The organism is Sphingomonas caseinilytica, assembly GCF_023516455.1.
GTDB lineage: Bacteria > Pseudomonadota > Alphaproteobacteria > Sphingomonadales > Sphingomonadaceae > Sphingomicrobium > Sphingomicrobium caseinilyticum.
Genome location: NZ_JAMGBA010000001.1, coordinates 1159298 through 1184804 on the forward strand (window position 1 = coordinate 1159298; position 25507 = coordinate 1184804).

Consider the following 25507-nt stretch of genomic DNA (forward strand, 5'->3'; position numbering starts at 1 on the left):
TTATTCGGCCGGGATCAGCAGCGGCTGATCTTCGGCCGGCTTGTCGCGGCCACGCTTCAGCCAGTCGCCCAGCGAGCGGGTCGCGACGTAGAACATCGGCGTAAAGATGAGGCCGAAGGCGGTGACCCCGATCATTCCAAAGAAGACCGCGGTGCCGAGTGCCTGGCGAAGCTCGAAGCCGGGACCCGACGCAACCACCAGCGGCAGCACGCCGAGGATGAAGGCGAAGCTGGTCATCAGGATCGGGCGAAGCCGCGTCCGGGCTGCCTCGACCGCCGCCTGGATCGCGGTCGAACCGCGCTCTTCGGCCTGCTTGGCGAACTCGACGATCAGGATCGCGTTCTTGGCCGCCAGGGCGATGAGGACGATAAGGCCGACCTGGGTCAGGATATTATTGTCCATGCCCCGAAGGTTCACGCCGGCCATCGCCGCCAGCAAGGTCATCGGCACGATCAGAATGATCGACAGAGGAAGCAGCAGGCTTTCGAACTGCGCCGCCAGCACCAGGAAGACGAACACCACCGACAGTCCGAAGATCAGGATGGCGATATTGCCCGCCGCCTTCTGCTGAAAGGCGATGTCGGTCCATTCGGTCGCGAAACCCTGCGGCAGCGCCGAGGCGAGTTTCTCCATCGTCTTGATCGACTGGCCGGTCGAGAAACCGGGCGCCGTGTCACCATCCAATTCAACCGCCGGATAGAGGTTGTAGCGGGTGACGCGATACGGACCGGTCTTGTCCTGGAAGGTCGCGACTGCGCCGATCGGCACCATCTGGCCGCTGTTCGAGCGGGTCTTCAGCTGGGCGATGTCGGCGGGATCGTCGCGCGCCGTGGCTTCGGCCTGAGCGGTTACGCGGAAGGTGCGGCCGAGCAGGTTGAAGTCGTTGACGTAGGCCGATCCCAGATAGACCTGCAGCGCCTCGAACACGCGTTCCGGCGGGACGCCGAGCATGTCGGACTTGGCCCGGTCGATGTCGGCGTAAATGCGCGGAGTCGCGGTGTTGTAGAGGGTGAAGACGTTGGCCAGCCCCTTCTCCTGCTGCGCGCCGCCCATCATCTGGTAAGCGGCCTGCTCCAGGGCCTGGAAGCCGTTGTCGGCGCGATCCTGGATGATCATGCGATAGCCGCCGCCATTGCCGATGCCCTGCACGACGGGCGGCGGGATGACGAACACCATCGCTTCGTCGACGTCGGCGAGCGCGGCGCGCATTTCATTTTCGATGTTGAGCTCGGTCCGGTCGGTCCCGGCCCGCTCCTCGAACGGCTTGAAGGTGACATAGGCCGCGCCGGCGTTGGACGCCTGCGTGCCCGAAGCACCGTCAAAGCCCGCGAACATCACCGCCGCCTCGGTGCCAGGCACCTTGAGCAGACGGTCGACGACCTTCTTCAGAACCGCGTCGGTGCGTTCGATCGAACTTCCGGGAGGAAGCTGTACGGCGGCCAAGGCATAGCCCTGGTCCTGCGCGGGAATGAAGCCCGCGGGCGTGGCCCAGAAGAGGGAAACCGTCAGGACGACGAGGCCGGCATAGGCGGTAAATGCCTTCTTCGGGGCACCGGCGACGCGTGCGGTGAAGCGGCCGTACCATTCGCTGAGCGCGGCGAAGCGCTCGTTGAATTTGTCGCCGGCGCGATGAAGGAAACCCATCACGCCGGTCTCGGCACGGTGGTCGCTCTTCGGCTTCAGCAGCATCGCCGCAACCGCCGGCGACAGGGTCAGCGACAGGATCAGCGAAATGATCGTCGCGGCCGAGATCGTCACGGCGAACTGGCGATAGAATTCGCCGGTGATGCCGGTGAGGAAAGTGACGGGCACGAACACGGCGCAGAGCACGAGGACGATCGCGACCAGCGCGGTCGACACTTCGTCCATCGACTTGTGCGCGGCTTCGCGCGGGGTCAGGCCATGTTCGAGATTGCGCTCGACATTTTCGACCACGACGATTGCGTCGTCGACGACGATGCCGATCGCCAGCACAAGGCCGAACATCGAGAGCGTGTTCAAGGAATAGCCGAGACCCGCCAGCACCGCGAAGGTGCCGATCAAGGAAACCGGGATGGCGATGATCGGAACGACCGCCGCGCGCCAGCTCTGCAGGAAGACGATGATGACCAGCACGACCAAAAGGACGGCTTCGGCCAGGGTCTTCTGAACCTCGCTCATCGATTCGCTGATGAACTCGGTCGGGTTCCAGATGATCTTATATTCGAGCCCCTTGGGGAAGCTCTTGGCGGCATCGGCGAGCTGCGCCTTGATGCCTTCAGCCGCGGCAAGCGCGTTGGTGCCCGGCCGCTGGGTGATACCGAGAATGACGGAGTCCGTGCCCGAGAGATAGGCATTCACGCCATAATCCTCGGCGCCGAGCTCGACGCGAGCGACGTCGCGTAGGCGAGTGATCGCGCCGGACGCGGGGTCCGAGCGGATGACGATGTTGGCGAATTCGTCGGCGGTCTTGAAGCGGCCCTGCGTTTCGACGTTGAGCTGCTGAGCGGCGCCGGTGTCGAACGGCGGCTGGCCGACGGTTCCGGCGGCGACCTGCACATTCTGAGAGCGAAGTGCCCGGACGACTTCCCCGGCGGTAAGGCCGAGAGTCGAAGCGCGGCCCGGGTCGATCCATACGCGCATCGCATAGTCGCGGGCGCCGAAGATCGAGACGTCGCCGATGCCGTCGACGCGCGACAGCCGGTCCTTCAATTGGGTCAGCGCATAGTTGGAGACATAGCCCCGATCCAATGACCCGTCGGGCGACAGCACGTTGACCGCCATAAGCCAGGACGGCGACGTCTTGCGCACGACGACGCCCTGCCTGCGTACGTCTTCGGGCAAGCTGGGCGTGGCCAGCGCCACGCGATTCTGGACCAGCACCTGCGCCGTATCGAGGTCGGTTCCGAGCTTGAAGGTGACGGTGATCGTCACCCGCCCGTCGCCGGTCGATTGCGACGACTGGTAAAGCATATTGTCGACGCCGTTGATCTGCTGCTCGATCGGAGCGGCGACCGTATCCGCGACGGTTTCCGCCGAGGCACCGGGGTAATAGGTGCTGACGGTCACCGTCGGCGGGACGATGTCCGGGAACTGCGAGACCGGAAGGCCGAAGTAGGAGAAGGCACCGACAATCGTGATGATGATCGCGATGACCCCGGCAAAGATCGGCCGCCGGATAAAGAAGTGGCTAAAGCGCATGGGAGTGCCCCGCTTTTAAGATTTTTTAGTTGGCGGCCAGCGTTGCCTGGGAAGCGCTTGGCGACGTCTGCGTGGGCGCCTTGGCCGCGGCCATTTCGGTCGGCCGGATCTGCGTCACGCGGGTGTTCACCTTGCTTCCCGGCATTGCGAACTGGACGCCCTGCACGACGATGCGGTCGGTCTTGGCGATTCCAGAACGGACGACGCGAAGGCCAGCGACTAGCGGACCGGTTTCGACCGGCTTGGCCGCGACCGTTCCGTCCTTGCCGACGGTAAGCACGATCTTGCGCGCCTGGTCGGTGCGGATCGCCGCGTCGGGAACCAGCAGCGCGGCAGTGGTTCCGCCGTCGGCCAAACGCATGTTGCCGAACATTCCCGGCGCCAGGAAATAGTTGGGGTTGGGAACGATCGCCCTCGCCCGGACGGTGCCCGAGTTCTGGTTGATGCCATTGTCGGTGAAATCGAGCCGGCCGCGCCAATTATAATCGGCTTCGTCCTGCAGTCGAATTTCGGTCACGTCGCCTGCTTCGCCGCCCTGCCGCTGACGGTTGGACTTGAGGTAGAGCGATTCCGGAACGTCGAAGGTAAAGTAGATCGGGTCGAGCGCGTTGATCGTGGTCAGCAAGGTGCCGCCGGCGTCACCCGAGCTTACCAGGTTGCCGGCATCGATACGGCGGTCGGAAATGCGGCCGCTGATCGGTGCGCGAACCTTGGTGAATTCGACATCGAGCGCGCGGGCCTGAACCCGTGCCTGGGCGGCGGCGAGCGCCGCGCGTGCCGAACGCTCCTTGGCGATCAACTGGTCGACGCTGGCCTGTGAGACCGATCCTGATTCCACGAGCCGACGACCGCGGCCCAGATTGGTTTCGGCTAGAGCCAATTCGCTCTGCGCCGTCGCGACGCCGGCGCGGGCCTCGGCCAGCGCTGCCGTGAACGGGCGAGGATCGATCGTGAAGAGCAGCTGTCCCTGACGGACGATCGCGCCGTCGGTGAAGTGGACGGCGACGATCGCGCCGGAAACGCGAGGACGCACCTCGACGCTTCGGCTCGCTTCGAAGCGGCCGACATAGTCGTCCCACTGATTGACGTTCCGCTCGATGGGTGCCGCGACCGTCACCGTAGGGGCAGTTGGAGCAGCAGCTGGGGAAGGGTCGCTGGTCCAGAAGGTGGCGGCCGCGGCAAGCAGGATGAGCGGCGAGCCGACAAGCGCGGCTCGCTGCCAAAGCGGACGGGTCGAGAATTTCGCGCCCAGCGAGGTCAATTCACCGGCATCGGGCGTGACTTTGGTCAGCATATTCATGCGGCAATCCTTTTCGGAGCGCCGACGGCCGCGCGAATGCTGCGCACCATCAGCTCATACTGGTCCGGGCTGAACCCGGAGGAAATGAAGGAGGCGACATCGTCACCGGGGACGGTGAAGCCATAGTGCCAGCTCAACACAGCCATACGACGGAGCGCCTCGAGCTTTTCATTGGCGAGCTCAGGCCCGCCGCTGCGGCCCATCAGCCAGCTGAAGAAGCGGCTGATGCGGCCGGCCGGGCGAAGCGTCGAAACGCTATCGCTCCGCGCGTCCCGAATGACGGACCATTCGAGCGGGTTGAAGAAGGGCGTTTCGGTGTCATTGGCCGGAACAGCCGTGCGGGTGATCAGCTCGGCGTTTTGCGTTTCAATTCGTGCTGCATAAGCCATGCTCAATCTCCCTTTTTTGGGCCAAGCTTCTCCGTTCGCAGGAGGAGACCTCGCTGCGGTTGCGGTTCGCCAGGCTCGCAAAGACCCTTTCGGCGAAGCACGGCTTCGACGCGATCAAGTCAGCTAAATCTGGTTCTTACGGACTACTGGCGGGGAAGAGGTCCCGCGGAGGTTTGAATGTTCAGACCATCGGCCCCTTTTCTTGTCGACGGTTCAGAAAGCGAAGCTGAAACCTTGCTCCAACCTTTCTGTACCGGTCAGTACAAAGTCAGATAGGCGACGTCAAGAAAATTTCTATACCGACCGATAAAAAAATTCGATCAGCCTATAAAATTTACTCGCTTGGCCAGAGCAGCATCGCTGCGTCGACGAGCTTTTCGAGCTCTTCGCGGCTGGCGCCCTGGTTGGCCTGGACGGAGATTCCCTGAAGGATGGCGATCAATACGCGGGTCAGGCCTTCGGTATCGACATGGGCGGGAAGATCGCCTTCGGCCTTGGCCCGATCGAAACGTTCGACCAGCGCCTGCTTGCCCTTGTTGCTGCGCGCGACGACTTCGTCGTGGATCGATTGGGCGGCGGGACCGCAGGCGACGGAACTGATAACCCGGAGGCAGCCATGCGGCTCGTCAGTTCCGGCCACATTCTCCATGGCGCCATGGGCCATATGTTCCGCGACCTTGCGGGCTGTCGGCTGGGCGAGGGCCTTGCCGATGTAGGCCATCTTTTCGTGCTCGTAGAGATCGAGCGCCTTGCGAAAGAGCGCTTCCTTATTGCCGAAGGCGGCGTAAAGACTCGGCCGGGTGATCCCCATCGCCTCGGTCAGGTCCGTAAGCGACGCGCCTTCATAGCCCTTGCTCCAGAAGACGTGCAGCGCCTGCGAAAGCGCATAATCGACGCAAAATTCGCGAGGTCTGCCGCGGGCGGGAATGGATTCGGGCTTATTCATATCGTTCGGTACATAATGCACCGTCCGGAAAAATCCAGAAGTTTCGTAAACTAAGCGACAATCGGGCGGTTGGCCGGCACCCGGCTAGTCCCAGATATCCTTGCTGGAGAAGTTGAACTTGAAGGTTGTCTGCAGCCTCAAGTCCGTACCATCGTCGCCGTCATTATCCTCGCGCTTGCCCCACATAAGCTCGACGCCGGCAAGGATCCGATCGGCCGGCATCCACAGGAGGTTGCCCGATGCGTAGGAACCCTTGTGGAAAGCGCTGCCTTCCTGGAAATTGGTGTTGTCGACCTTGGTGAAGCTGTAGCCGAGCGCGGAACTGAGCTGCTTCGTCCACTGCAGGTCGACATAGGCGCTGATGCCGGTCAGCTTGACCGCTGTGGCACTTAGCAGCGTTGCGAGGAAGTCAGGATCCGGCGGCTCGATCGGCGGGACTACACCCAGCGCTGCGGAAGGCGCCAGGTCCATGCCGCCGTCATTCATATAAGTGGCGATGCCGCGACCATGAACGATTCCGAGCCGGAATGTGGCCAGCGAGAGCTTTGCCGACCCGCTGAGGCTGACGCCCCATCCGGTCTCGCTGCCCTCCGGCTCATTGTCTTCCGTTCCGACGGTGTCGAAACCGACTTTCCGAAGGATCCCGCCAAGCTGGACGTGACCCCAATCGCCGCCATAGCGGACCATGGCCGTCAGGTCGGGCAATTCTTCGTCGTTCCGGATATTGCTTCCCAATTCCGGATCGATCAGGCGGATTGCGCCGGGGTCGATATCGTCGCTCGGATTCTCAAGTGCGACCGCGGCCTTCCATCCGTTGCTATTGAGGAAGGTGAACCGGATCTGGGGATTGCGGACGAACACCATGCCCGGCGGACCCCAATAGTCGACGACGTTGGGGAAGAGATCGGCGTCCATCCATGTCGTGTTGGTCTGGCCGACGAGGATCGGGCCCCAACTGCCGTACATGTGGCGGACGCGGAAGGTCGTCTGCCCCGCATCGACGCCGGTACCGAACAGGTCAAACTCGAATTTCGCCTCATAGGGCTTTCCGGCAAGCATGCCGTTGGCCTTGGCGCCAAGCCGCGACTGGCGGACACTGAACAAGGTTTGCCCGTCGCTTCCGAATTCGCCTTCGGTCGTTGGAATGCGCGACGGCCTTAAGGTGGCATCCCAGTCCGGGTTGACGCGCTTGAAGTCCTGGATCGCGTCGAGTTGGAGAAAGCCGTACAGCTCGAAATTATGTTCGCCGGCCAGCTTGTGGCGCTGCGGCATTTCCGGACTGTACTGGACTTGCGACGCCCGGTTTTCGAGAGCACCGACGCGGTCTCTCAGGCTGCGGATCTCTTGCAGCAGCATATCGCGTTCTTCAGCAGAGCCGGGTGCCGGGTTTGCCTGGGCAGCGGTAGCGGCCGACGCCGCGCCGGTCGCCAATTCCGGGCCGGATTGACTGGATTCCGGCTTCTGAGCTGTCGCTTCATCGGCCGCCCAGGCGGGAGTTGCAACGAGGATCGCCGTGCAGGCGAGCAGGGCCTTGCGCATCTTAGTCCCCCAGCCGCTGTTTCTAACCTAGATTACGGCCCGCCGACGATCCCGGTAACTCGGGGGAATTCCCTATCCTTCCTGAGGAAACCCCCAATTCTCGATCCGGCGTTTCTCCGCTTAGCTCGGGCAAGTAGCTGAAGGAGGGGAATGGGCAGCTCATGCAATGGTTAGCCGGGCTATCCTTGGTCGGTTTGGCGGTCGCTACATTCGCTTCGTTGCTGGTCGCATCGCTGATCGGCTACGGCTTCCGGCGCCTGGAACGCCGCCTGACGGTACGGGCGGAGGAGCCGGAGCACAGCCAGGAAAGCTATCTGGTCGGCGGGATGATCGGCCTCATGGCCCTGCTGCTTGCCTTCAGCTTCAGCATCGCCCTCGAGCGCTTCGATGAGCGCCGGCACCTGGTTGTCCAGGAAGCCAATGCGATCGGCACATCCTATTTGCGCGCCCAGATGCTGGACGAGCCGCACCGCTCACGGCTCAGCAGCCTGCTTGTCGCCTACACCGACAATCGGATCAGATTGGCAAGCATCCCGCCTGACCAGCTAACAACTCAGCTTGCGATCAACGACAAGCTTCTCGTCGACATCTGGTCCGCGGTTACGGCCGCACGAGATTCGGCGCTGGCGCACGGCATTTCCGTGCCGCTTCTCAATACGTTCAACGAGGTCATCGACCTCGACACGGAGCGGAAGATATCGCGAACCGTGCGGATGCCAAGCGAGGTGTTGGAGCTGCTGCTCGGCTTCCTGCTTCTGACGGCATTGGTCCTCGGCTATGTCCTTGAAGAGCGGCGCGGAAGGATCGGAGCCCTTGTCCTGTTCGTGCTGCTGTCGCTTTACATTGGCATCATCGCCGATCTCAACCGGCCCAGCTCCGGCAGGATCAAGGAAGCGCAGGATGCGATGCTGATGCTCCAGGCCTCGCTGAAATCCCAACCGCCGCACGCATTCGATCGCTATCTGAACGGAGCGGTGCAGTGAGACGTCAGGCATCTGGTTTTGCGGCGCTTGCGCTCTGCCTGACGGCCGGATGCGTCCAGGGTCCGAACTATCAGAAGCCGGCAGTGGAGGTACCGGCGGCCTACCGCTTTGGCGACGAGGCCTATCAAGCGTCGACCCCTACCGGCAGCGAAGTTTGGTGGAACGGCTTTGGTGATCCAGTTCTCGATGGGCTGGTCGTCGAGGCGCTGGAGAATAATCGCGACCTTCGCATTGCGACGGCGCGGGTCGATGAATTCGCTGCCATCCTTGCCGGAACAAAATCACAGGGCCTGCCCCAGGTTGGTTATGGCCTAAGCGGCAATCGCCAGCGCACGAGTGAGGAAAAGCTTCCGGCACTGATCGACCCCGAAAGCACGACGTGGAGCGCGCTACTGTCGGCGAGTTGGGAGATTGACCTGTGGGGCCGGATCCGACGTGAAACGGAAGCGGCCAGGGCCAACCTTCTTGTTACCGAAGAAGCCCGCCGCGGTGTCATCCTCACCATTATTTCCTCAGTCGTCATCAGTTATGTGACGCTGCTGGATCTCGACGAGCAGAGGCGGGTTACCGAGGCAACCATTGCCGGACGAAGCAAGTCCGTTGACGTGTTTGAGACCCGCCTCGCCGGTGGCTGGATCTCGGAGTTCGAAATGTCGCAGGTCCGCAGCGAATATGAGGCGGCGCAGGCGCAACTTCCGGCAGTCAAGCAGGCGATTGCTGTCCAGGAAAATGCGCTTTCCGTACTAGTTGGGCACAACCCCACCCCAGTAGTTCGAGGTCGGGATATCGCATCCCTCAACGCACCTCCAATCCCCGCTGGACTACCTTCCGACCTGCTCAATCGCAGGCCAGACATCATGGCGGCGGAACAACAGCTTGTCGCGTCGAACGCCCTGATCGGAGCGGCACGAGCACTCTTTTTCCCGCGTATCAGCCTGACCGCCGTCTTCGGCTTTGTGAGCGAGGATTTGGGCAGGCTTTTTACCGGGTCAGCCAACACATGGTCGTTTACCGGCGATGTTGCCGGCCCAATCTATACCGGTGGCGGGCTGACGGCCGCGGTAGACCAGGCGGAGGCCCGGAAAGTTCAATCGTTCGCCAACTATGAATTGACCGTCCAGAATGCGTTCCGCGACGTGGAAGACGCGCTCGCCGCTGTAAGGAACAGCCGGGAGTTTCGCGAAACCCTGGAACGTCGGGTGGCGACACTTCGCCGCGGTGTCGAGCTGGCGACCGAGCGATATGAAAACGGCTATTCCGATTATCTGGAAGTGCTCGATACGGAGCGAAGCCTGTTCAACGCCGAACTGCAGCTTTCGTCTGCACGCGGCGATTATTATCGCGCCATCGCCAGCCTATACCTCGCGCTGGGCGGCGACTGGACGAATGCCGGTTATGTCACGCAGCCCGCCCCAAACAGCCAGTCTGATCGGAGCAAGGAATGACGGAAAGCGATCAAGCTCGCCCGCAAGCCAAGGAGGTCAGCGTCAGCGAAGTTGACGTTGGGACCGGCGAGCCGCCACCCAATCCGGTCCGCAAGATTGTCCTGATTGCGCTCGTGATCCTGCTGCTGCTGTTCGTCTACCATGTGCTTTCGGACCGCTACACACCCTACACTTCGCAGGCACGCGTCGAGACTTTCCTGACGCAGATCGCACCGGAAGTCGCCGGCGACGTGCTGGAGGTCGGCACCAAGGACAATAGCCCGGTCAGGAAGGGGCAATTGCTGTTCCGCATCGATCCGGAGCCATATCAGGTGGCGATCAAATCGGCCGAGGCCAACCTTTCGGTAGCCTTGCAAGCCGCCGATGTTTCCGTCGCGGACGTCTCCGCAGCACAGGCGTCACTGCACAAACAACGCGTCGATCTTGCCGCCAACCGCAAGCTCGGGAAGATCGTGACGGACCTGGTCGACAAGCGGGCATTGGCCGAAACGCAAGGCATTCGGGCCGTGGCCGAAGTCGACAAGACTGCCGCCGACCTTTCCCGGGCCGAAGCGGATTTGCGCAAGGCGCGGGCGAACCTCGGCGCGCCGGGCATGAACAATCCCAAGGTTCGCCAGGCCCTGGCCGCGCTCGACCAGGCTCGCCTCGACGTTCGGAATACAACCGTCATTGCGCCAGCCAACGGCATTGTGACCAACCTTCGATTGGCAAGCGGACAGTTTGTGAGCCCGGGACAGCCGCTCTTGAGCTTCCTCGAAAGCGGGCCGCGGTGGATCTCGGCCGACCTGCGTGAGAACCAGCTCGGCAATGTGCGGCCCGGGCAGGAGGTCCTGATCGCGCTCGACGTCATGCCCGGCAAGCTCTTCCACGGCCGAGTGCACAGCGTTGGATTTGGCGTAAGCCAGGGAGATGAAGCGCCGACCGGCCAGCTGGCTTCCAACCCTCCCGCCCAGGGCTGGCTCCGCGATCCGCAGCGCTTCCCGGTCCGCATCCTGCTCGACCCCGAGGACGCGAAAGAGTCGGGAATCGACATGGGCCGGAGCGGCGCACAGGCCAATGTCATCATCTTCACCGAAGAGGATTCGATCATGAATCCGATCGGGCGGCTGTGGCTGAAGGTCGTCGCGATGCTTAGCTACCTGCAATAGCGATGGCAGCCGCGTCGAGCTTTCGGCCTCTGTGGATTGAGCCGGTCGATTCCGCGAGGCTGCACTACATACTTCGCTTCGCAGTCGGAACGACGGCAAGCTTCACGATCTGCGAATATATGGGATGGCAGCCCTCGGCGCTCGCGGCGGTGCTGTCGGGGATCATGCTCGCAAAATTGCCGGTGTCTCCGCCGCTAAAGGTCGGCGTGGCACTTGCGCTCGTCATGGGCCTTTCTGCCTGGTTCTTCCTTGCGCTGACCATGTGGCTGCAAGAGGTGCCACAGGTCTTGTTCGGCCTGATCGGAGTCATACTCTTCCTGGCTTTTTACATGCTCGCCCAGGCCAAGGCGCAGCTGCCACTGACCTTGATGCTGATCTGCATCGCGATCATGCCGGTCATAACGCTTACACATCCGGACCAAGCACCGCGGATGCGCGAAGTCCTTACCCAGGCGATGATCTGGGCCATCCTGATGGCGTGGACCATGCACGCCTTCTGGCCGAAATTGGCAAAGGTGGCCCCCGCCCCGCCGCAGGCGGCCGCGGCCGCTCCTGCCGCGACGGCGCTTGCAGGTACGTTCATCGTGCTTCCGGTAATGCTCGTCTATTGGCTGTTCGGTCTGACGGACGCGATGCCGGTACTGCTTCAGGTAGTGTTGCTGGTCGCGAAGATGGAGGAAGAACGGAGCAAGGCCACCGCCGGAGCCAAGCTGATCAGCAATTTCCTTGGCGGCTTTGTCGGACTTGGCGCCTACATGGTACTTGGCATCGCGCCGACACTCCTCACCTTCACCATCATCGTCTTCATCCTATCTATGTGGTTCGGCTACCAGATTTCGAAGGGCGGAATCCGGGGAAGCAACGCCGAGCTGGCCTTCAATGCGACGATGATCATCTTCGGGATCTTCGTCATGAAGGGCGATTCAAACGCGGGAGCCTGGTTTGCTCGCATCATCCAGTTCTTCATCGGCTGCTCGGTCGCAGTCGGCATGATGGCGTTACTGTGGCCGAGGCTGGAAAAGCGGCGCGCCAAGATGCTGTCGACCGATCCGGTTCCTCTTTAGATTGAATTCCAATTGGCGCCCAAAACAACAGGGGCGGCTTTCGCCGCCCCTGCGTCCGGTCAATCGTACGGATCGTCTACTGCTGGACCGTCACCGTCGCAGGATCCGGGACGGTCACATAGACGACCGTGTCACCTTCATATTGCGGCTGATAATAGGCCCCGCCGCAATTGTAATAAGTGTAGGTGTGCCACGGATAGGGCGAACAGCCCCCCGGTAGGGCATAGTATGCGGAACCATAGGCCATTGCGGTCATGCCGGCGACTGCACCAATCGCGATGCCAGCACCGATCGGATAATCGCCCCAGCCGTCCCAATCGCCACCCCAATCATTATCGATGTCGATGTCGTTATCGATATTGATGTTGTTGTTGCTGAAACGATCGCCATCGCCGCGATTGTTCTGCCGGTTGGTCCGATTGTCTTGCCGGTTGGACTGGCGGTCCCCGCGATTGGCCATCCGGTCGTCTTGCCGGCCCTGACGATCACCTTGCCTCGTATCGCGATTGCCGGCGCGATCCGATTGCCTTGTATCGCGACCCGCCTGGCGATCGCCCTGCCTGGTGCCGCGGTTGGCCTGGCGGTCGCCAGCGCGCTGTCCAGCGCCGCCCTGGCCCATTCGATCTCCGGCAGCGCCGCCTCGGCCGCCTCTGTTCATGCCAGTGCTTGGGTTGGATGGCCGGCTATAGCCGGCACTGCCGCGACCACCGGCGCCGCCGCCCGGACGGCTGTAACTGCCACCGCGACTAAAGCCTGAACCTCCGCCGCGGCTTGCGCTGCCGCCGCGGTTCATGCTTCCACGGCTTGCGCTGCCGCCGCTGCGGTTGAACCCGCCGCCGCCTCCGCGGCTCATGCTGCTCGATCCGCCGCGACTGAATCCGCCGCCGCCGCGACCACCGCCGCCACCGCCGCGCCCACCGCGTGCATCCACTTCCTGGACCATGAAGGCCGCAAGGCTCACAAAAGCGCCGACCATAGCCAGCCGAGAGATTGTACCGCGCATGTTACTCTCCCTTGAAGGTGGCCAACTGGATCTTCTTCGCGTTCGCATCGGGCACGAACGTGAAGTCGGCATCCGTGAAGGTCGGGTTGATCTGCCAGCTCAGGCGAGCAATGAAGGTTGGGCGAGCCGGATCGGTCCGGTCGACGATCACCAGCTTGCGAGGCAGTGGCTGGTCGCCCTTCTGGATCCAGATTTCCCAATCCACATCGGCTTCGCGGAAGGCGAAGTGATCCGTGTCGACACCGTCGATGGTCGCCGATCCCACCTCATAGGCGGACTTGAGCGCCTTGATGCGATCTTCATTTTCACCGGCGCCCCAGCGCAGGAAGTCTACCAGCGGCAGGGAGATGCCATATTTGTCGTAGATGGCGTCCAGCACTTCCTTGTTGGTCGCCGGTGCCGGCGCCTGAGCGTAGAAGCCTAGCTTGGGCGAAAAGACGGTGAATGACTTGCCGTCATAGATGAAGCGGCGGCTCTTGATGTTGCTGTCGTAATCGATGACGAAGCCGGGCTTGCGCACCTTGTAGGTGGTAACGCCGTCGAGCTGGATCCGCTGACCGTCATTGGTGACCACGTCCAGGCTGCCTTGCGACGTAATGGCCAATGTATTGGCCGTCGCCAGATAGGCGCTCATGTCCTTGATGGCCTGGATGGCCCCCTCTTCAACCACGCCCTCTTTGACGATGGGATCATCGCCGGCATAATGCGGCATTGTAGTGCTCGCTGCCGGCGCTTGTGCACCGGAAGCAGTTTGTGCGGCGCCACCTTGCGCGCAAATCAACGTTAGAGTCAGCCCCAAGGCTAACGGTCGAAAATGGGAGCTCGCCATTTGTCATTCTCCATGACAGCGCAGAGGAACTAGTTGGCTTGCCTAACACCCGAATGATGCCGCTTTTATCGGGGTAACCCTTATCCTGCGGGGGTAACTAACCTGATGCCGCAGGACCTAGGGAGGGCCAGTATTTGCGACTAGCCCCCGTCACCGGAGCCGCCCGGGGGGGGGAGTGGAGGGAGCAGCTCCGGTGTCGGGGACATGGAAGAGGTCCGAAGGCTATTGCTTTCGAATCCCGTCCGTATTCACTGGCGAAGCTGCCTTGAGTTCGGTCAGCCCGCGGGCAGCAATTCTCGCCCAGGTATCGAAGAGTGCTTCGAAGTCGGCGATGTTGCTGGTGTAATTGCGGCGATAAGTGGGACCCTCGCCAGCCTCCCGCCGATCAACGGCGCGGCCGAGCAGTTGTCCCGTCAAGGAGTCCCGGGCTTCGATCGCGAAAGTCGCTTCACCTGCATCCACGGCATAGGTGGCCGAACGTCCGGGGATGTCGCGCTCGGGAGCATTGACCTCCAGATTGACGATCGCGACGCCGAGCCGAAGCACATCAGGACCGGCTTCGTTGACGACTTGATATCCGTCCTCGGTAAAGCGCTGGGGAAAGATCTTGGAAAGGCTTTCTTCGGCCTGAGTCACCGCGTCCCGAACGTCCTTGTCTGAAATCCGCCCCGACAGGGTCATCGCCGATCGGTTGAAATCGCGCTGCCAATTCTTCGAGAAGGCGACCTCGGGCTTGTCGAACATGACTTTCGAATAGGCGCGGAAGTCCGCGTCGGGCAGCAGATAGGCAAGATTGAGCTTCTTCGACTTGACCTGAACCAGGCCGTCCCAGGTCGCCGGCGCCTTGGCAATCGCGCCCGTCGCACCAACGGTCAAAGCCAATGCAGCAACGATCCACTTCACCGAACGCATGTATCCCTCCCTCGCCCCAAACTCGGCGGCTTTTCTGCATTATGAATGAGTTAACTGGCGCGCCCATCGGGGAAAGGCCCGATGAAGAGCTAAGGATCGCTAGTTGGTGCTTATGCGGATGCCGCGGTTCGGGCATGGATGATCGGCGCTTAACGAGGCCGCCGCAATTGTGAGATAAGGGGCCATCACGTAGCCGGGCGGGGGTTTACCCCGATATGAAAGGAAGGCCTGTCGGTTATCGAAATGGTAGCGGAGCTCGACTTCCGATCCGGATGAATCGAGGGGGTGTTTCAGTTGCAGATGCTTTGCAGGTTGAACACAGAATGATGGTGGACTGACGAACCATGACTAGCCCGATCCGGCGTATCATGATTGTCGACGATCACGATGCCGTTCGTCGCGGCGTGCGCAACCTTGTTGAGACCAAGCCATATTATCAGGTGGTCGGTGAAGCGGCGAATGGCCGTGACGCACTTGAGCTGGCGCGCGATACGAATCCCGACATCACCATTCTCGACTATTCGTTGCCGGAGCTGAACGGCCTCGACCTCGCCCACAGCTTGAAGAAGAACCATCCCCGGATGGAGATCCTGCTCTATACGATGCACGATCGCGAGGAAGTGATCATGGAAGTGTTGCGGGCGGGCGTCCGCGGATTCGTGCTCAAGTCCGACGCGGAACGCCATTTGATCGCCGCGCTCGATGCGCTTTCGATCCACCGCCCCTATTTTTCCGGAGCGATCTCCGAGACGCTTCTCGACAAGTTCCTCGAGAGCAAGCCCCAGCCTTGCGCAAGCAGCCTCACCCACCGCGAGCGCGAAGTGGTTCAGCAGATCGCCGAGGGCCGGATCAACAAGGAAATCGCACAGGAGCTGAACATCAGCGTCAAGACGGTGGAGACCCATCGGGCCAGCGCGATGCACAAGCTTAAGCTTCGCACCACGGCGGACCTGGTCCGCTATGCGATCCGGAACAACATCATTCAGGCTTGAAAAGGTGCGCTAGGCCGGAACCGAAGCGACGATCTTTGTCCCGCGCTTCATCCGCCGGATCGCAAAGCGCCCGCCGAGCCGTTCCACACGGTGCCGCATTCCTAACAGCCCGACGCCATGAGACTCTTCGAGATCATGATCCAGCGGGATGCCGACGCCGTCATCGCGTACGGTCAGTTCGAGAACGCCGCCGCGCAGCGTCAGGCCCATCTGTACGTGGAACGCCTGGGCGTGCCGGTGAACGTTCAGAAGCGCCTCTTGCGCGATCCGAAGTAGGGCCAGTGCGACCTGCCCCGAATGAGCGACGCTGTCGGGGATCGACGTGAAATTGATCCTGAGCCCCGTCCGGTTCGCGAAGCCCCGGGCCAGGGATCGAAGGGCCGGGCCGAGGCCTTCACGGCCAATCTCGGCGGGATAATGGGTGAACGAAAAGGCGCGGATCTCGCGGTCGATTTCCCGAACCGTGCCTTCGATTTCGTCGAGCAAGGAACCTTGCGCCGACGCCCCATGCACTTCCCGAAGTCTGGCAATCTCCAGCCTGAGCGCAAGCAACAGCTGGCCGGTGGAATCGTGCAATTCCCGGCCAAGCTTCAACCGCTCATTCTCCTGCGCCCGAAGACAGCTTTCAAAATATTGCGATCGCTCGGCCGAACTCAGGTCGGAAACATATGCACCGACGAAATGATTCCGCCGGCCGGATTGGACCGTTCCAATGCCAGTCGATCCCCATCCATGCGGGTCGGAATGCGGAATCTGGGGCACGCCGAGGGTGTCATATTTTTGTGTAACGGTGAACAGATCGCCCTGATCTTCGGCTTCACCTACGCAATGGGGCTCGGGAAACCCGGACGCTCCAATCAGATCTGCGTGCCCATCCATTCGACAACGCCCCCCGCTGCCATTTTGAACTCGCCTAAGGTCGATTACGCATTGGCTACGCTACACAACAGGGGGTTCCGAGCTCACCCTGATTTCTAACTCAGGTTATACCCCGCTTTATCCACAGAGTCATGGAGAATCCGATCAGGAAAAGCCGGAGGCACTCAGGTTTTGGAGCAGTGAGCGGCTCAGCTTAATCCGCAATAGAATCAGCCATTTCTGCCATTTTTTGGAAGCCTGAGAAACTCTAAACCCTTGGGCGTCGAAGATCGGCCATCGCGGGATTCCATCCGCCACTCGTCGAAAATTGGCCGCTACGAACCGATGTGGCCGAACTTCAGCAAAAATGCGCGCGCCCGAGTCGGTAATTTCGCCTTAAATTCCAATGAAGCAGCGACCGCCGGACCCTCCTGTCCGACGGCCGCCGCAGCAGAGTTATTGTTGGTTAGTTCTGGACGCCCGTCAGGTCCTGGAGCCGCTCACGTGCGCCGTCGGCGAATTCGCGCGCAACCGCCTTGACGGTTTCCTCTGTGCCGAGCGTAGCCGGGACGTCGAGCGGATCCGGATGGCGCCGCCGAACCGCGGCAAGCAACAGCTCGTTGGTTCGAGCATCATAGAGCTCCACCGCGAACAGGACCGAACCCGTGAACGAACCACCCTTGCCAACCGCGCTCTTCAGTGCGCTGAGACCGAAACCCATAGGCGTGACGCGCGTCGCGGTAGCGATCCCGCCCTTGGTCTTCGTCGCGCCGAGCAGCGTAACCTTCAGGCGAAGCGTGTCGGCCTGCGGACTCGGCGGGTTGGGGAATGACTTTGCCAGCTCCGACCGGAGCTCATTGGTGACGATTGATGCGAACTTCGCTCGATCGGCTGCCGGGATCCCGTCGAACTGGGCGTCAGCCCCGGTGTAGACCACGGTATTGTCGACGATTAGCGTCCGGTACTTGCCGAACACTTCGCGGGGCTGGGCATAGGTCCATGATTCGCTGTTAGCCTTGTCCTGCGTCATCTTGCTCGACGATTTGAGAGCGACCGGGGCACGATCCTTGGTCTGTGCAATCGCTGGATAAGCGCCGATTAGAAGCGTCGCTCCCAATATGCCGGTAGCGATGCCGCGGTATGAAGAACGACGAGAAATCATTGCCTGCTTCCTTCAACGCGTTCCCGCCAAACCGGCGGAATTGATCAGGAAGAACCCTTGCACGCGGTCAGGCTGCGCTCCATCGGGACAAACCCCGACTTGTAGGCATCGGCGTCCAACTCGTTGACGTCAGTTCACTTGGCTTGGGCCGGCGGGCGATCCTCGAATCCCGGTGGATATTTCTTCCAAGCGCCACCGCTCTGCGCCGCCTGAATTCCAACGGCATAGAGCTCTCGCATATAGTTTGTGTCAAACTCTTCGAGGTGCGGCGTGTTGAACGTCGGCGGAATATAGGTGAGGTTGAAATCGATGCCGTCGCGCTGGGTCGTCGTGTAGATCCGATAGAGATCGCCCACTCCCTGAGTGCGGGTCAGCGAACCGATCGCCCTTGCGGCAATCGACATGGTGCTCCTCTCGACGCTCGCCCAATCCACGTCCAGCCTGGCGTTGCGGATGATGTAAAGCGTACGCTTGCGCTGGAGGTCGGCACCGGCCTGCGAAAGGTTTACCGACGGCGGATAGAAGAAGACCTGGGCCATCGTGCCGCCGTCAACGTGCATTTCCTGATAGCGCGTCCCACCCACATTCACGTCGATCAGCACCGGCGGGAATGCCCCCGGAATGGAAGCCGATGCGAGCAGAATTTTGCGGAACAACGGAATTGCGTTCGGATCCTTGCTGGCCGCGATGGCAGTCATGTTCCAGACCACGGGCTCCAGCGAATCCAGGTTGGCCGTGCCCACCAGCAATATTCGGCCCTTGGCATATTCGGCCGCGATTTCGTCCATCAGCTGCTGGTTGACATATGCCGCGATCGTATCCGCCAGCGGCCTGCTGTCCGCCATTGCGTCGCCAAGGACACCCTTGATCAGCCCGCGCTTCTTGAAAATGTCCTTCTGCGATGTCTGGGTGTAGACCCTCTCCAGCACATAGTCATATTTCGGGCCCAGGAAGGCGAAGGGAGCAATTAATGCTCCCGTACTGACGCCGGTTACCGCCTTGAATTCCGGTCGGGTACCTGCTGCGGTCCAGCCGTTCAACAAGCCGGCACCATAGGCGCCATTGTCGCCGCCGCCTGAGATTGCCAGGAAGTTGACTGGCGGCAGCGGACCGCTTTGCCCCTGGCTGGCAAGCCACGCCTTTTCACGTTCCAAGGATGCACGTGCCGCAGCTTCAAAGCTGTCCGTTTCCCTCGTGACCAAAAAGCGGACCGGCTCGGTCGAAGTTCCCGGATCCGGAACCGCCCACGATGCAGCGGATTGGGGAACCGCCGGCAAGCGTTCCGGCGTGGAGCATCCGGAGATGCCGAGTTGCAGCGTCGCTGCAGCGAAGAGTCCGAGAGACCATGAGCGGAAGGCCATCACCAAGCTCCCTTAAGGAGCTTCCAGCATTCCGCGCTGGCTTCCGATCATTCCATCAGGAGAAACCCCGAAGCACGATCATTCGGCTACGGACCGTCCCGGCCGGGCCGGATTCAGCTTGATCACTTGTCAGAAAGGAAGTGCATCAGCTGGGCCAGGGTCGCTTCCATCTGGTCCTGCATCTGACTGATCAGCTCATTTTCCCGCATATTCTCATGATCGAGCGGCTTGGAATAGCTGTCCGAAAAGGCATGCAGGTCGTCGGCGTCGAACACGCCCTTGGCAACGAGCCGTGCCAGGATGACCAGGAGACCGTTCGTGTTGGCGATATTGCCCGCTACCAGCGCTTCATCGACGATTGTCAGCTGGCGGTCGTCGTCGTCGGTGTCGTTTTCAATGGTGTCGCTCATCGCCCCAATGTGGCAGCTTCCGGCTGCCATGCAAGCGGTCCCAGCTCAATCCAGCGCTTCGCTTTCTCCGCAAACGAAAGGGTAAAGGCGGGACTGGACGACGGGAGATCGATCAGCTCCACCCCGGCCAGATCTCCGAGCGCCGCCCGTCCGATGCGCGCGGCGGTCTTCCCGTTGAAGGCGATCGCCCGGAGATCCGTGTGTTTGGCCGCATAGTCGCGAAGCTGGTTGGGAGTGGCTCCGCGGATCGCCCCGTCGAGACTTCCCGATCGGCTCGCTTCGCCGACGACGTCCCAAAGGGCGATGCGGCGCGCGGCCAGCCGGTCAAGCCGGTCGGCATAGCCAATAGCGTCCAGTTCCTCGCCGATCGAGTGGCCGAGTAGACGCCAGAACTGGTTTTGCGGATGAGCATAATAGCGCTGCGCCTTGAGCGACGCCTCGCCTGGCAAGCTGCCCAGGATCAGCAAGGTTGCATCGCCCGAACCCGCGGGGGCCATGCTTCGCTTGCGTGTGATCGGCGCCTCCAATGGTTGCGGTCGAAGCTTTCCTGCCGCTAAGGGCAGGCGACCATGAAGCCCGAAGAGCTCCGTATCGCCCTGTTCTCGGGCAACTATAATTATGTTCGCGACGGCGCCAACCAGGCGCTGAACCGGCTGGTCGGCTATTTGTTGCGCCAAGGCGCCCAGGTGAGGGTCTATTCGCCCACCGTCGAGCATCCGGCCTTTCCGCCGACCGGAGACTTGGTCAGCGTTCCTTCCGTTCCTATCCCGGGGCGGCCGGAATATCGCTTGGCGGTCAGCTTGCCCGATCGGGTTCGCCGCGACATCGAAGCGTTCAATCCCAATGTCTTCCACGTAGCGGCGCCGGACATCGTCGCGCATCGCGCAGTCACCTGGGCGCGAAAGCACAATATCCCGGTGATCTCATCGGTGCACACGCGGTTCGACACCTACCTTCAATATTATGGGTTGAAGTGGCTGGAGCCGGCGGCGCGCGCGATCATGCGCCGCTATTACCGCCGCTGCGACGCCATCGTGGTTCCGGCCCAGTCGACGGCGGCCATCATGCGGGCACAGCGCATGAACAAGGATATCTCGATCTGGGCGCGCGGAGTCGACCGGACGCAGTTCAATCCCGAGCGACGAAGCCTCGAGTGGCGGCGTTCGCATGGCATCGGAGACGACGAGATGGTCGTCTGCTTCCTCGGCCGACTGGTGCTGGAGAAAGGGCTCGATGTCTTCGCCGATGCGATCGATGCGGCCCGGGCAATGGGCGTGCCGCTTCGTGTCGTGGCGATCGGTGCTGGTCCGGCACACGACTATTTTCAGGAACGCTTGCCGGACGCGATTTTCACCGGCCAGCTGACGGGAACCGAGCTGGCCACGGCGCTTGCGTCAACCGACGTGTTCTTGAATCCCTCGATCACCGAGACATTCGGCAATGTGACGCTTGAGGCCATGGCCAGCGGCCTGCCGGTCATGGCGGCAGCCGCTTCCGGGACGACCAGCCTGGTTCAGGATAATGTTACCGGTCGCCTTGCGGAGCCCGGTGACAATGAGGCGATGGCCAATGAACTGGCCGACTATCAGCGCGACCCTGCTCTCAGGACAAGGCATGGCGCCGCCGGCCTGGAGTTCGCCAAGACGATGGACTGGGACGAAATCAACGCCGTCGTGATGCACGTTTACGAACGTGTCATCGAACGACGGCGCAGATTGGCCAAGTCCTAGTCTTCATCCTTGCCCTTGGCGTCCTTGACGCGCTCGATCCGCTGGGCGGCCTCGTCGAGGATGTCGATGACTTCTTCCAACAACTCATCGTTCCAACCGTCATGGACGATCCGATTGCGGAGGGCGGCCATCAAATTGCCCATCGCGCGCCCGATCTCCGGCCGTTGCCCACGCCGGCGATGATGGCCATGGCCCTCGAGCCGCTCGATCAGCTCATCGACCTCGTCTGAATTCTCTTCGAGGTGAGCCCGGCCTTCGTCGGTCGCTTCATAGATTTTCTTGGTCGACTTCGACTTGGCCTCGGTGATCAGCCCCATGTCCTCGAGCATGGTGAGCGTCGGATAGACGATGCCAGGGCTCGGCGCATATTCGCCACCGGTCAGTTCCTCGACCGCCTTGATCAGCTCATATCCGTGACGCGGTTCGTCCGCGATCAGCTTCAACAGCACGAGGCGGAGCTGGCCGCCCTCGAACATCCGCTTACGATCGCGGCCGCGGCGACCGCCGCCCCAACCGCCCCGGCCCTTGCCTTCGTTGATGCCGAAATCGACGTCGAAGTCGAACGGCCCCAGGCTGAACGAGCGCCTCTGCCGGCCTGCGTGGCGCCGATGATTGCCGTTGTCATCGCATTCATAATGGAAATGCATTTAGTCCTCCTTGCGATAGCTCTAAGATATATCTTAGATGCATCTCGTCAAGGATAGGTGCAACTTTCGTCGAAGCTGCCTATTCCATCGATCAATGGCCGATCTGTTCGCCGACGAAGCACCGCCCAGCGCCCCAATCGAAGAGGTGTCGCCGCATGCGCCGCTGGCCGACCGGCTGCGTCCCGCGTCGCTAGACGAGGTCGTCGGGCAGGAGCATCTAACCGGGCCCGAAGGCGCGATCGGCAGAATGGTCGCAGCGGGCAAACTGAGCTCGATGATCCTGTGGGGGCCGCCAGGAACCGGCAAGACCAGCATCGCCCGATTGCTGGCGGATGCCGTGGGCCTGCGCTTCGTCGCCTTGTCGGCCGTCTTCTCCGGGGTAGCCGACCTCAAGAAGGTTTTCGCGGAGGCGAAGGTGGCGGCCAAGGCCGGTCGCCGGACCCTGCTGTTCGTTGACGAAATCCATCGCTTCAACCGATCGCAGCAGGACGGATTCCTGCCCTTCGTCGAAGACGGCACCATCACACTGGTGGGAGCGACCACGGAAAACCCCAGCTTCGAACTGAACGCGGCGCTTCTGTCGCGGTGCCAGGTGTTGATCCTTCATCGCCTCGATAGCGATGCGCTTTGCAAATTGCTCCAACGCGCGGAAGAACTGGTCGAACAGCCTCTGCCGCTTACCGCCGACGCTCGCGATGCGCTGGTCGCCAGCGCCGACGGCGACGGCCGCTTCCTGCTGAACCAGGCGGAAACGCTGTTCGATGTCGGGCTGGAGGAACCGCTTGATCCTGCAGGGCTGGCGGGTTTCCTGCAGCGCAGGGTCGCAGTCTACGACAAGGATCGCGAGGGCCACTACAACCTTATCTCAGCGTTGCATAAGGCGATCCGCGGCTCCGATCCGCAGGCGTCGCTCTATTATCTGGCGCGCATGCTGGTGGCTGGCGAGGAGCCATTGTTCGTGCTTCGGCGGCTGATCCGTGCAGCGGTCGAGGATATCGGAATGGCCGACCCCAATGCGCTGACGCAGTGCATCGCGGCCAAGGATGCTTACGACTTCCTCGGATCGCCCGAAGGCGAGCTGGCGATCGTGCAGGCCTGCCTCTACCTTGCCACCGCGCCCAAATCGAACGCCGCTTACATGGCGCAGAAATCCGCCTGGCGGTCGGCGCAGGAAACCGGCTCGCTGATGCCGCCGAGGAACATACTCAACGCGCCAACGAAACTGATGGAGCAGGTCGGCTACGGCAAGGGTTATGAGTATGACCATAATGCCGACGAGGGATTTTCCGGCGCCAACTATTGGCCCGACGAGATGAGCCCGCAGCGCTTTTACGAGCCGACCGGACGCGGGTTTGAGGCAAAGGTCGTGGAGCGGCTTGCCTATTGGGATGAAAAGCGCCGAGAACGGCGCGAGACGGACTGATCTGACAGGGGACGCAAATGTACCAGAACACCGAACCCGCCCGTTACTGGCAGCAGCAACTGGTCGAATGGGGGCCGAAAGTCCTCTTCGCCATCCTGATCCTGATCGTCACCCATTTCGTCGCCAAGGCGGTGCAATGGGCGATCGCCAAGCTGATCGACCGGGTTCCGATCCTGAAGCGGCATCCGGGTGTCGGCGGCGACAGCATCGGGACGGAGCTGGGGCGGCTTGCCTATTGGCTGGTGTGGCTGGTCGGCCTGATCGCCGCGCTCCAGCCGCTCGGGCTGTCGGGCGTCCTTACGCCGGTTACTGCGCTGACCAATGAGGTATTTGCCTTCCTGCCGCGGCTTCTCGGAGCTGGCCTGTTCTTCTTTGCGGGGCTAATCCTTGCCCGGATCGTTCGCCATGTGGTTGAAGCATTCCTCGGGGCATTGAACCTGGAGCGGCTGCTGGGCAGAGCCGGTCTCAGCATCGGGGAACAGCCGATTGCCGTCGACGAAACCGGCACCGCCAGCGAAGGCGCCGCTCCTGCCCGTAGCTCGATCGCTCGCGCCGTCGGTGTCACGGTATCTGCGATCATCATCCTCTTCGCCGCGATCGGCGCCCTTCAAATCCTGCAGATCACGGCAATTTCCGATCCCGCGACGAACATGCTGAACGCGATCGCGCTCGCCATTCCAAACGTGCTTGCAGCGCTGGTCTGGCTGACCCTGGCATTCATCATCGGCCGCTGGGTGAAGAGTCTCCTTGAGACCGTGCTCCCCAGCCTTGGCTTCGACAATGCCGTGCGGGCGCTTGGCGTCATGCCGGCCAATGCGGTCCCGTCGCGCGTCGTCGGCACGCTGGCGATGACGGCCGCGATCATCATCGGCTTGATGGAAGCAGCGCGACAGGTCGGCGGCGATTCCACCGCGGCCCTGATGCTTCAGGTCACTGAGCTTGGCGGAAAGGTCATCTTCGGCACCGTCATTATTGTCGTCGGCATCTTCCTGGCCCGCATCCTTTCGAACCTTGTCGGAAGCTCGACCGGTGAAGCAGGCTATGCCCAGACGATCGTCAAATATGCGATCATCGCCCTGTTCACGGCGATTGGCCTCACGTTCATGGGCCTCGCCGACCAGATCGTGATGATGGCCTTCGGTTTGATCCTCGGTTCGGCTGCGATCGCGACGGCGCTGGCGTTTGGTCTTGGCGGGCGGGACTATGCGGCGCGCGTGCTTGAGGAATGGCACGAGGGAACCCCTCCGCCTTCACCCCGCCGACCGGCCCCGCCGCCCCGCCTGAAGAAAGCGCCGGAGCCTGAGGACGACAGCCAGCCGCCGCTGGTGTGAGCCGGTTCGCGGCGTACGTCGCAATCGATTGGTCGGGCGCAAAGGGCCGCCGCCACAAGGGCATCGCGATTGCGGAAGCGCGCGGCGATGAAGCACCGAGGCTTGTGCGGCCCGGCCATGTCTGGTCGCGCGAAGAGGTGCTGGACTGGCTGGTGAAGCGCGCGGCAAAGGAACCGACGCTATTCGGCTTCGACTTCAGCTTTGCCCCGCCCTTCGCCGAGCGCGGGGACTATTTGCCTGGAGAGCAGGGCGTGCCGACCGACGCCCGGAATTTCTGGGCCTATGTCGATATGAAGAGCCCCGACGAGGATCTCGGTGCCGCCTCTTTCCTGGAGCGCGTCCATCGCCGGCACTTCTACTTCGGCATCGCCGACGGCGTGAAAGCGGATTTCGTCCGTTTCCGTATCTGCGATGCCCGCCTGAATGACCAGGGCGGGCGCAAGACCGCCAGCGCATATGACGCGATCGGCGCCGCGCAAGTCGCGAAGGCCAGCTTTTCGGGAATGCGCTTCCTTCACAAGATCGATGGCAAAGTTGTGATCTGGCCGATGGATTCGCTGCCGGCAGAGGGCAGCGCGGTCGTTGAGATCTATACGCGCATCTACCTTCGCAATGCCGGCATGAGCGGAAAGAAGCTGCGCAATCGCGTTGAACTGAATCAGGCGATGGCGGGACTTGGCAGCAAGCCCGTTCGGCTGAGGTTCGAGCCCAACGATCATCAGACCGATGCGCTAGTTACCGCGGCAGGCATGCGGGCGCATGCGGCACATCCGCTGGCCTTTGCGCCTCCCGGGCTAACAAAGGATCTCGCTCAAACCGAGGGCTGGACGTTCGGCATCATCTGAAGCAAAGGAG

General features: G+C 61.9%; 23 protein-coding genes. 9 read left to right on the plus strand and 14 right to left on the minus strand.

The annotated features are described in order from the left end of the window. The 5 genes from LZ496_RS05815 to LZ496_RS05835 all read right to left on the minus strand — a co-directional run bounded on the left by LZ496_RS05815 (position 1) and on the right by LZ496_RS05835 (position 7354). Positions 1 to 3180 (minus strand): efflux RND transporter permease subunit, encoded by a 3180-nt coding sequence (locus LZ496_RS05815; RefSeq protein ID WP_249903642.1) that lies wholly within the window; start codon positions 3178 to 3180, stop codon positions 1 to 3. 25 nt (positions 3181 to 3205) lie between these two features. Continuing rightward, entirely contained in the window at positions 3206 to 4480 is a 1275-nt protein-coding gene (locus LZ496_RS05820; RefSeq protein WP_436286454.1) for an efflux RND transporter periplasmic adaptor subunit, read from the minus strand. Further along, positions 4477 to 4869, minus strand: a complete 393-nt coding sequence (locus LZ496_RS05825; RefSeq protein ID WP_249903643.1) for a hypothetical protein — start codon at positions 4867 to 4869, stop codon at positions 4477 to 4479. Before LZ496_RS05825 ends, LZ496_RS05820 begins: the two co-directional genes overlap by 4 nt. Before the next feature lie 334 nt (positions 4870 to 5203). Next, positions 5204 to 5815, minus strand: coding sequence for a TetR/AcrR family transcriptional regulator (locus LZ496_RS05830; protein WP_249903644.1), 612 nt, complete (start codon positions 5813 to 5815; stop codon positions 5204 to 5206). Positions 5816 to 5899: 84 nt separating this feature from the next. Beyond that, positions 5900 to 7354, minus strand: a complete 1455-nt coding sequence (locus LZ496_RS05835) for a DcaP family trimeric outer membrane transporter (protein WP_249903645.1) — start codon at positions 7352 to 7354, stop codon at positions 5900 to 5902. Between the two features lie 161 nt (positions 7355 to 7515). On the opposite strand from LZ496_RS05835, the gene LZ496_RS05840 reads away from it, so the two are divergent. From LZ496_RS05840 to LZ496_RS05855, 4 genes are read left to right on the plus strand one after another with little or no spacing between them, the layout of a single operon-like run. Then, the gene (locus tag LZ496_RS05840; protein ID WP_249903646.1) at positions 7516 to 8337 is read left to right on the plus strand and encodes a bestrophin-like domain; all 822 of its coding nucleotides are present in this window, start codon (positions 7516 to 7518) and stop codon (positions 8335 to 8337) included. Continuing rightward, a complete protein-coding gene (locus LZ496_RS05845; RefSeq protein ID WP_249903647.1) occupies positions 8334 to 9782 on the plus strand; it encodes an efflux transporter outer membrane subunit in 1449 nt (482 codons plus the stop codon). The genes LZ496_RS05840 and LZ496_RS05845 overlap by 4 nt, the downstream gene beginning before the upstream one ends. Beyond that, complete coding sequence (locus LZ496_RS05850) at positions 9779 to 10930, plus strand: HlyD family secretion protein (protein WP_249903648.1); 1152 nt, start codon at positions 9779 to 9781, stop codon at positions 10928 to 10930. Before LZ496_RS05845 ends, LZ496_RS05850 begins: the two co-directional genes overlap by 4 nt. A gap of 2 nt (positions 10931 to 10932) precedes the next feature. Further along, positions 10933 to 11994, plus strand: a complete 1062-nt coding sequence (locus tag LZ496_RS05855; RefSeq protein ID WP_249903649.1) for a DUF2955 domain-containing protein — start codon at positions 10933 to 10935, stop codon at positions 11992 to 11994. 76 nt (positions 11995 to 12070) lie between these two features. On the opposite strand, the gene LZ496_RS05860 is transcribed toward LZ496_RS05855, so the two are convergent. From LZ496_RS05860 to LZ496_RS05870, 3 genes are all read right to left on the minus strand, one after another. Continuing rightward, positions 12071 to 12997 carry a hypothetical protein gene (locus tag LZ496_RS05860; RefSeq protein ID WP_249903650.1) on the minus strand — a complete coding sequence of 309 codons (927 nt, stop codon included), beginning with the start codon at positions 12995 to 12997 and terminating at the stop codon, positions 12071 to 12073. 1 nt (position 12998) lies between these two features. Beyond that, positions 12999 to 13709: a DUF2092 domain-containing protein gene (locus LZ496_RS05865; RefSeq protein WP_249903651.1), complete on the minus strand. Its 711-nt coding sequence runs from the start codon at positions 13707 to 13709 to the stop codon at positions 12999 to 13001. A gap of 339 nt (positions 13710 to 14048) precedes the next feature. Continuing rightward, complete coding sequence (locus LZ496_RS05870) at positions 14049 to 14738, minus strand: DUF3313 family protein (protein WP_249903652.1); 690 nt, start codon at positions 14736 to 14738, stop codon at positions 14049 to 14051. Between the two features lie 344 nt (positions 14739 to 15082). On the opposite strand from LZ496_RS05870, the gene LZ496_RS05875 reads away from it, so the two are divergent. Continuing rightward, a complete protein-coding gene (locus tag LZ496_RS05875; RefSeq protein ID WP_249903653.1) occupies positions 15083 to 15730 on the plus strand; it encodes a response regulator in 648 nt (215 codons plus the stop codon). 9 nt (positions 15731 to 15739) lie between these two features. Here the strand turns inward: LZ496_RS05875 and LZ496_RS05880 are convergent, their stop codons facing one another. From LZ496_RS05880 to LZ496_RS05900, 5 genes are all read right to left on the minus strand, one after another. After that, complete coding sequence (locus LZ496_RS05880; protein WP_249903654.1) at positions 15740 to 16609, minus strand: sensor histidine kinase; 870 nt, start codon at positions 16607 to 16609, stop codon at positions 15740 to 15742. Between the two features lie 445 nt (positions 16610 to 17054). Beyond that, entirely contained in the window at positions 17055 to 17750 is a 696-nt protein-coding gene (locus LZ496_RS05885) for a DUF3313 domain-containing protein (protein ID WP_249903655.1), read from the minus strand. A 134-nt stretch (positions 17751 to 17884) separates the two neighbouring features. Further along, positions 17885 to 19111 carry a patatin-like phospholipase family protein gene (locus LZ496_RS05890; protein ID WP_249903656.1) on the minus strand — a complete coding sequence of 409 codons (1227 nt, stop codon included), beginning with the start codon at positions 19109 to 19111 and terminating at the stop codon, positions 17885 to 17887. 122 nt (positions 19112 to 19233) lie between these two features. Beyond that, positions 19234 to 19521: a hypothetical protein gene (locus LZ496_RS05895; protein ID WP_249903657.1), complete on the minus strand. Its 288-nt coding sequence runs from the start codon at positions 19519 to 19521 to the stop codon at positions 19234 to 19236. After that, complete coding sequence (locus LZ496_RS05900; protein ID WP_249903658.1) at positions 19518 to 20018, minus strand: DNA-deoxyinosine glycosylase; 501 nt, start codon at positions 20016 to 20018, stop codon at positions 19518 to 19520. Before LZ496_RS05900 ends, LZ496_RS05895 begins: the two co-directional genes overlap by 4 nt. A 72-nt stretch (positions 20019 to 20090) precedes the next feature. Here LZ496_RS05900 and LZ496_RS05905 point away from each other — a divergent pair, with 72 nt between their 5' ends. Further along, on the plus strand, positions 20091 to 21251 hold the full coding sequence (locus tag LZ496_RS05905) for a glycosyltransferase family 4 protein (protein ID WP_249903659.1): 1161 nt from the start codon (positions 20091 to 20093) through the stop codon (positions 21249 to 21251). On the opposite strand, the gene LZ496_RS05910 is transcribed toward LZ496_RS05905, so the two are convergent. Continuing rightward, positions 21248 to 21898 carry a PadR family transcriptional regulator gene (locus LZ496_RS05910; RefSeq protein ID WP_249903660.1) on the minus strand — a complete coding sequence of 217 codons (651 nt, stop codon included), beginning with the start codon at positions 21896 to 21898 and terminating at the stop codon, positions 21248 to 21250. The genes LZ496_RS05905 and LZ496_RS05910 overlap by 4 nt on opposite strands. Positions 21899 to 21992: 94 nt before the next feature. Here LZ496_RS05910 and LZ496_RS05915 point away from each other — a divergent pair, with 94 nt between their 5' ends. The 3 genes from LZ496_RS05915 to LZ496_RS05925 are packed head-to-tail and all read left to right on the plus strand — an operon-like array spanning position 21993 to position 25497. Continuing rightward, the gene (locus tag LZ496_RS05915; protein WP_249903661.1) at positions 21993 to 23321 is read left to right on the plus strand and encodes a replication-associated recombination protein A; all 1329 of its coding nucleotides are present in this window, start codon (positions 21993 to 21995) and stop codon (positions 23319 to 23321) included. Between the two features lie 17 nt (positions 23322 to 23338). Continuing rightward, positions 23339 to 24652, plus strand: coding sequence for a mechanosensitive ion channel (locus tag LZ496_RS05920; protein WP_249903662.1), 1314 nt, complete (start codon positions 23339 to 23341; stop codon positions 24650 to 24652). Continuing rightward, positions 24649 to 25497: a hypothetical protein gene (locus LZ496_RS05925; RefSeq protein ID WP_249903663.1), complete on the plus strand. Its 849-nt coding sequence runs from the start codon at positions 24649 to 24651 to the stop codon at positions 25495 to 25497. Before LZ496_RS05920 ends, LZ496_RS05925 begins: the two co-directional genes overlap by 4 nt. Positions 25498 to 25507 lie beyond the last annotated feature (10 nt).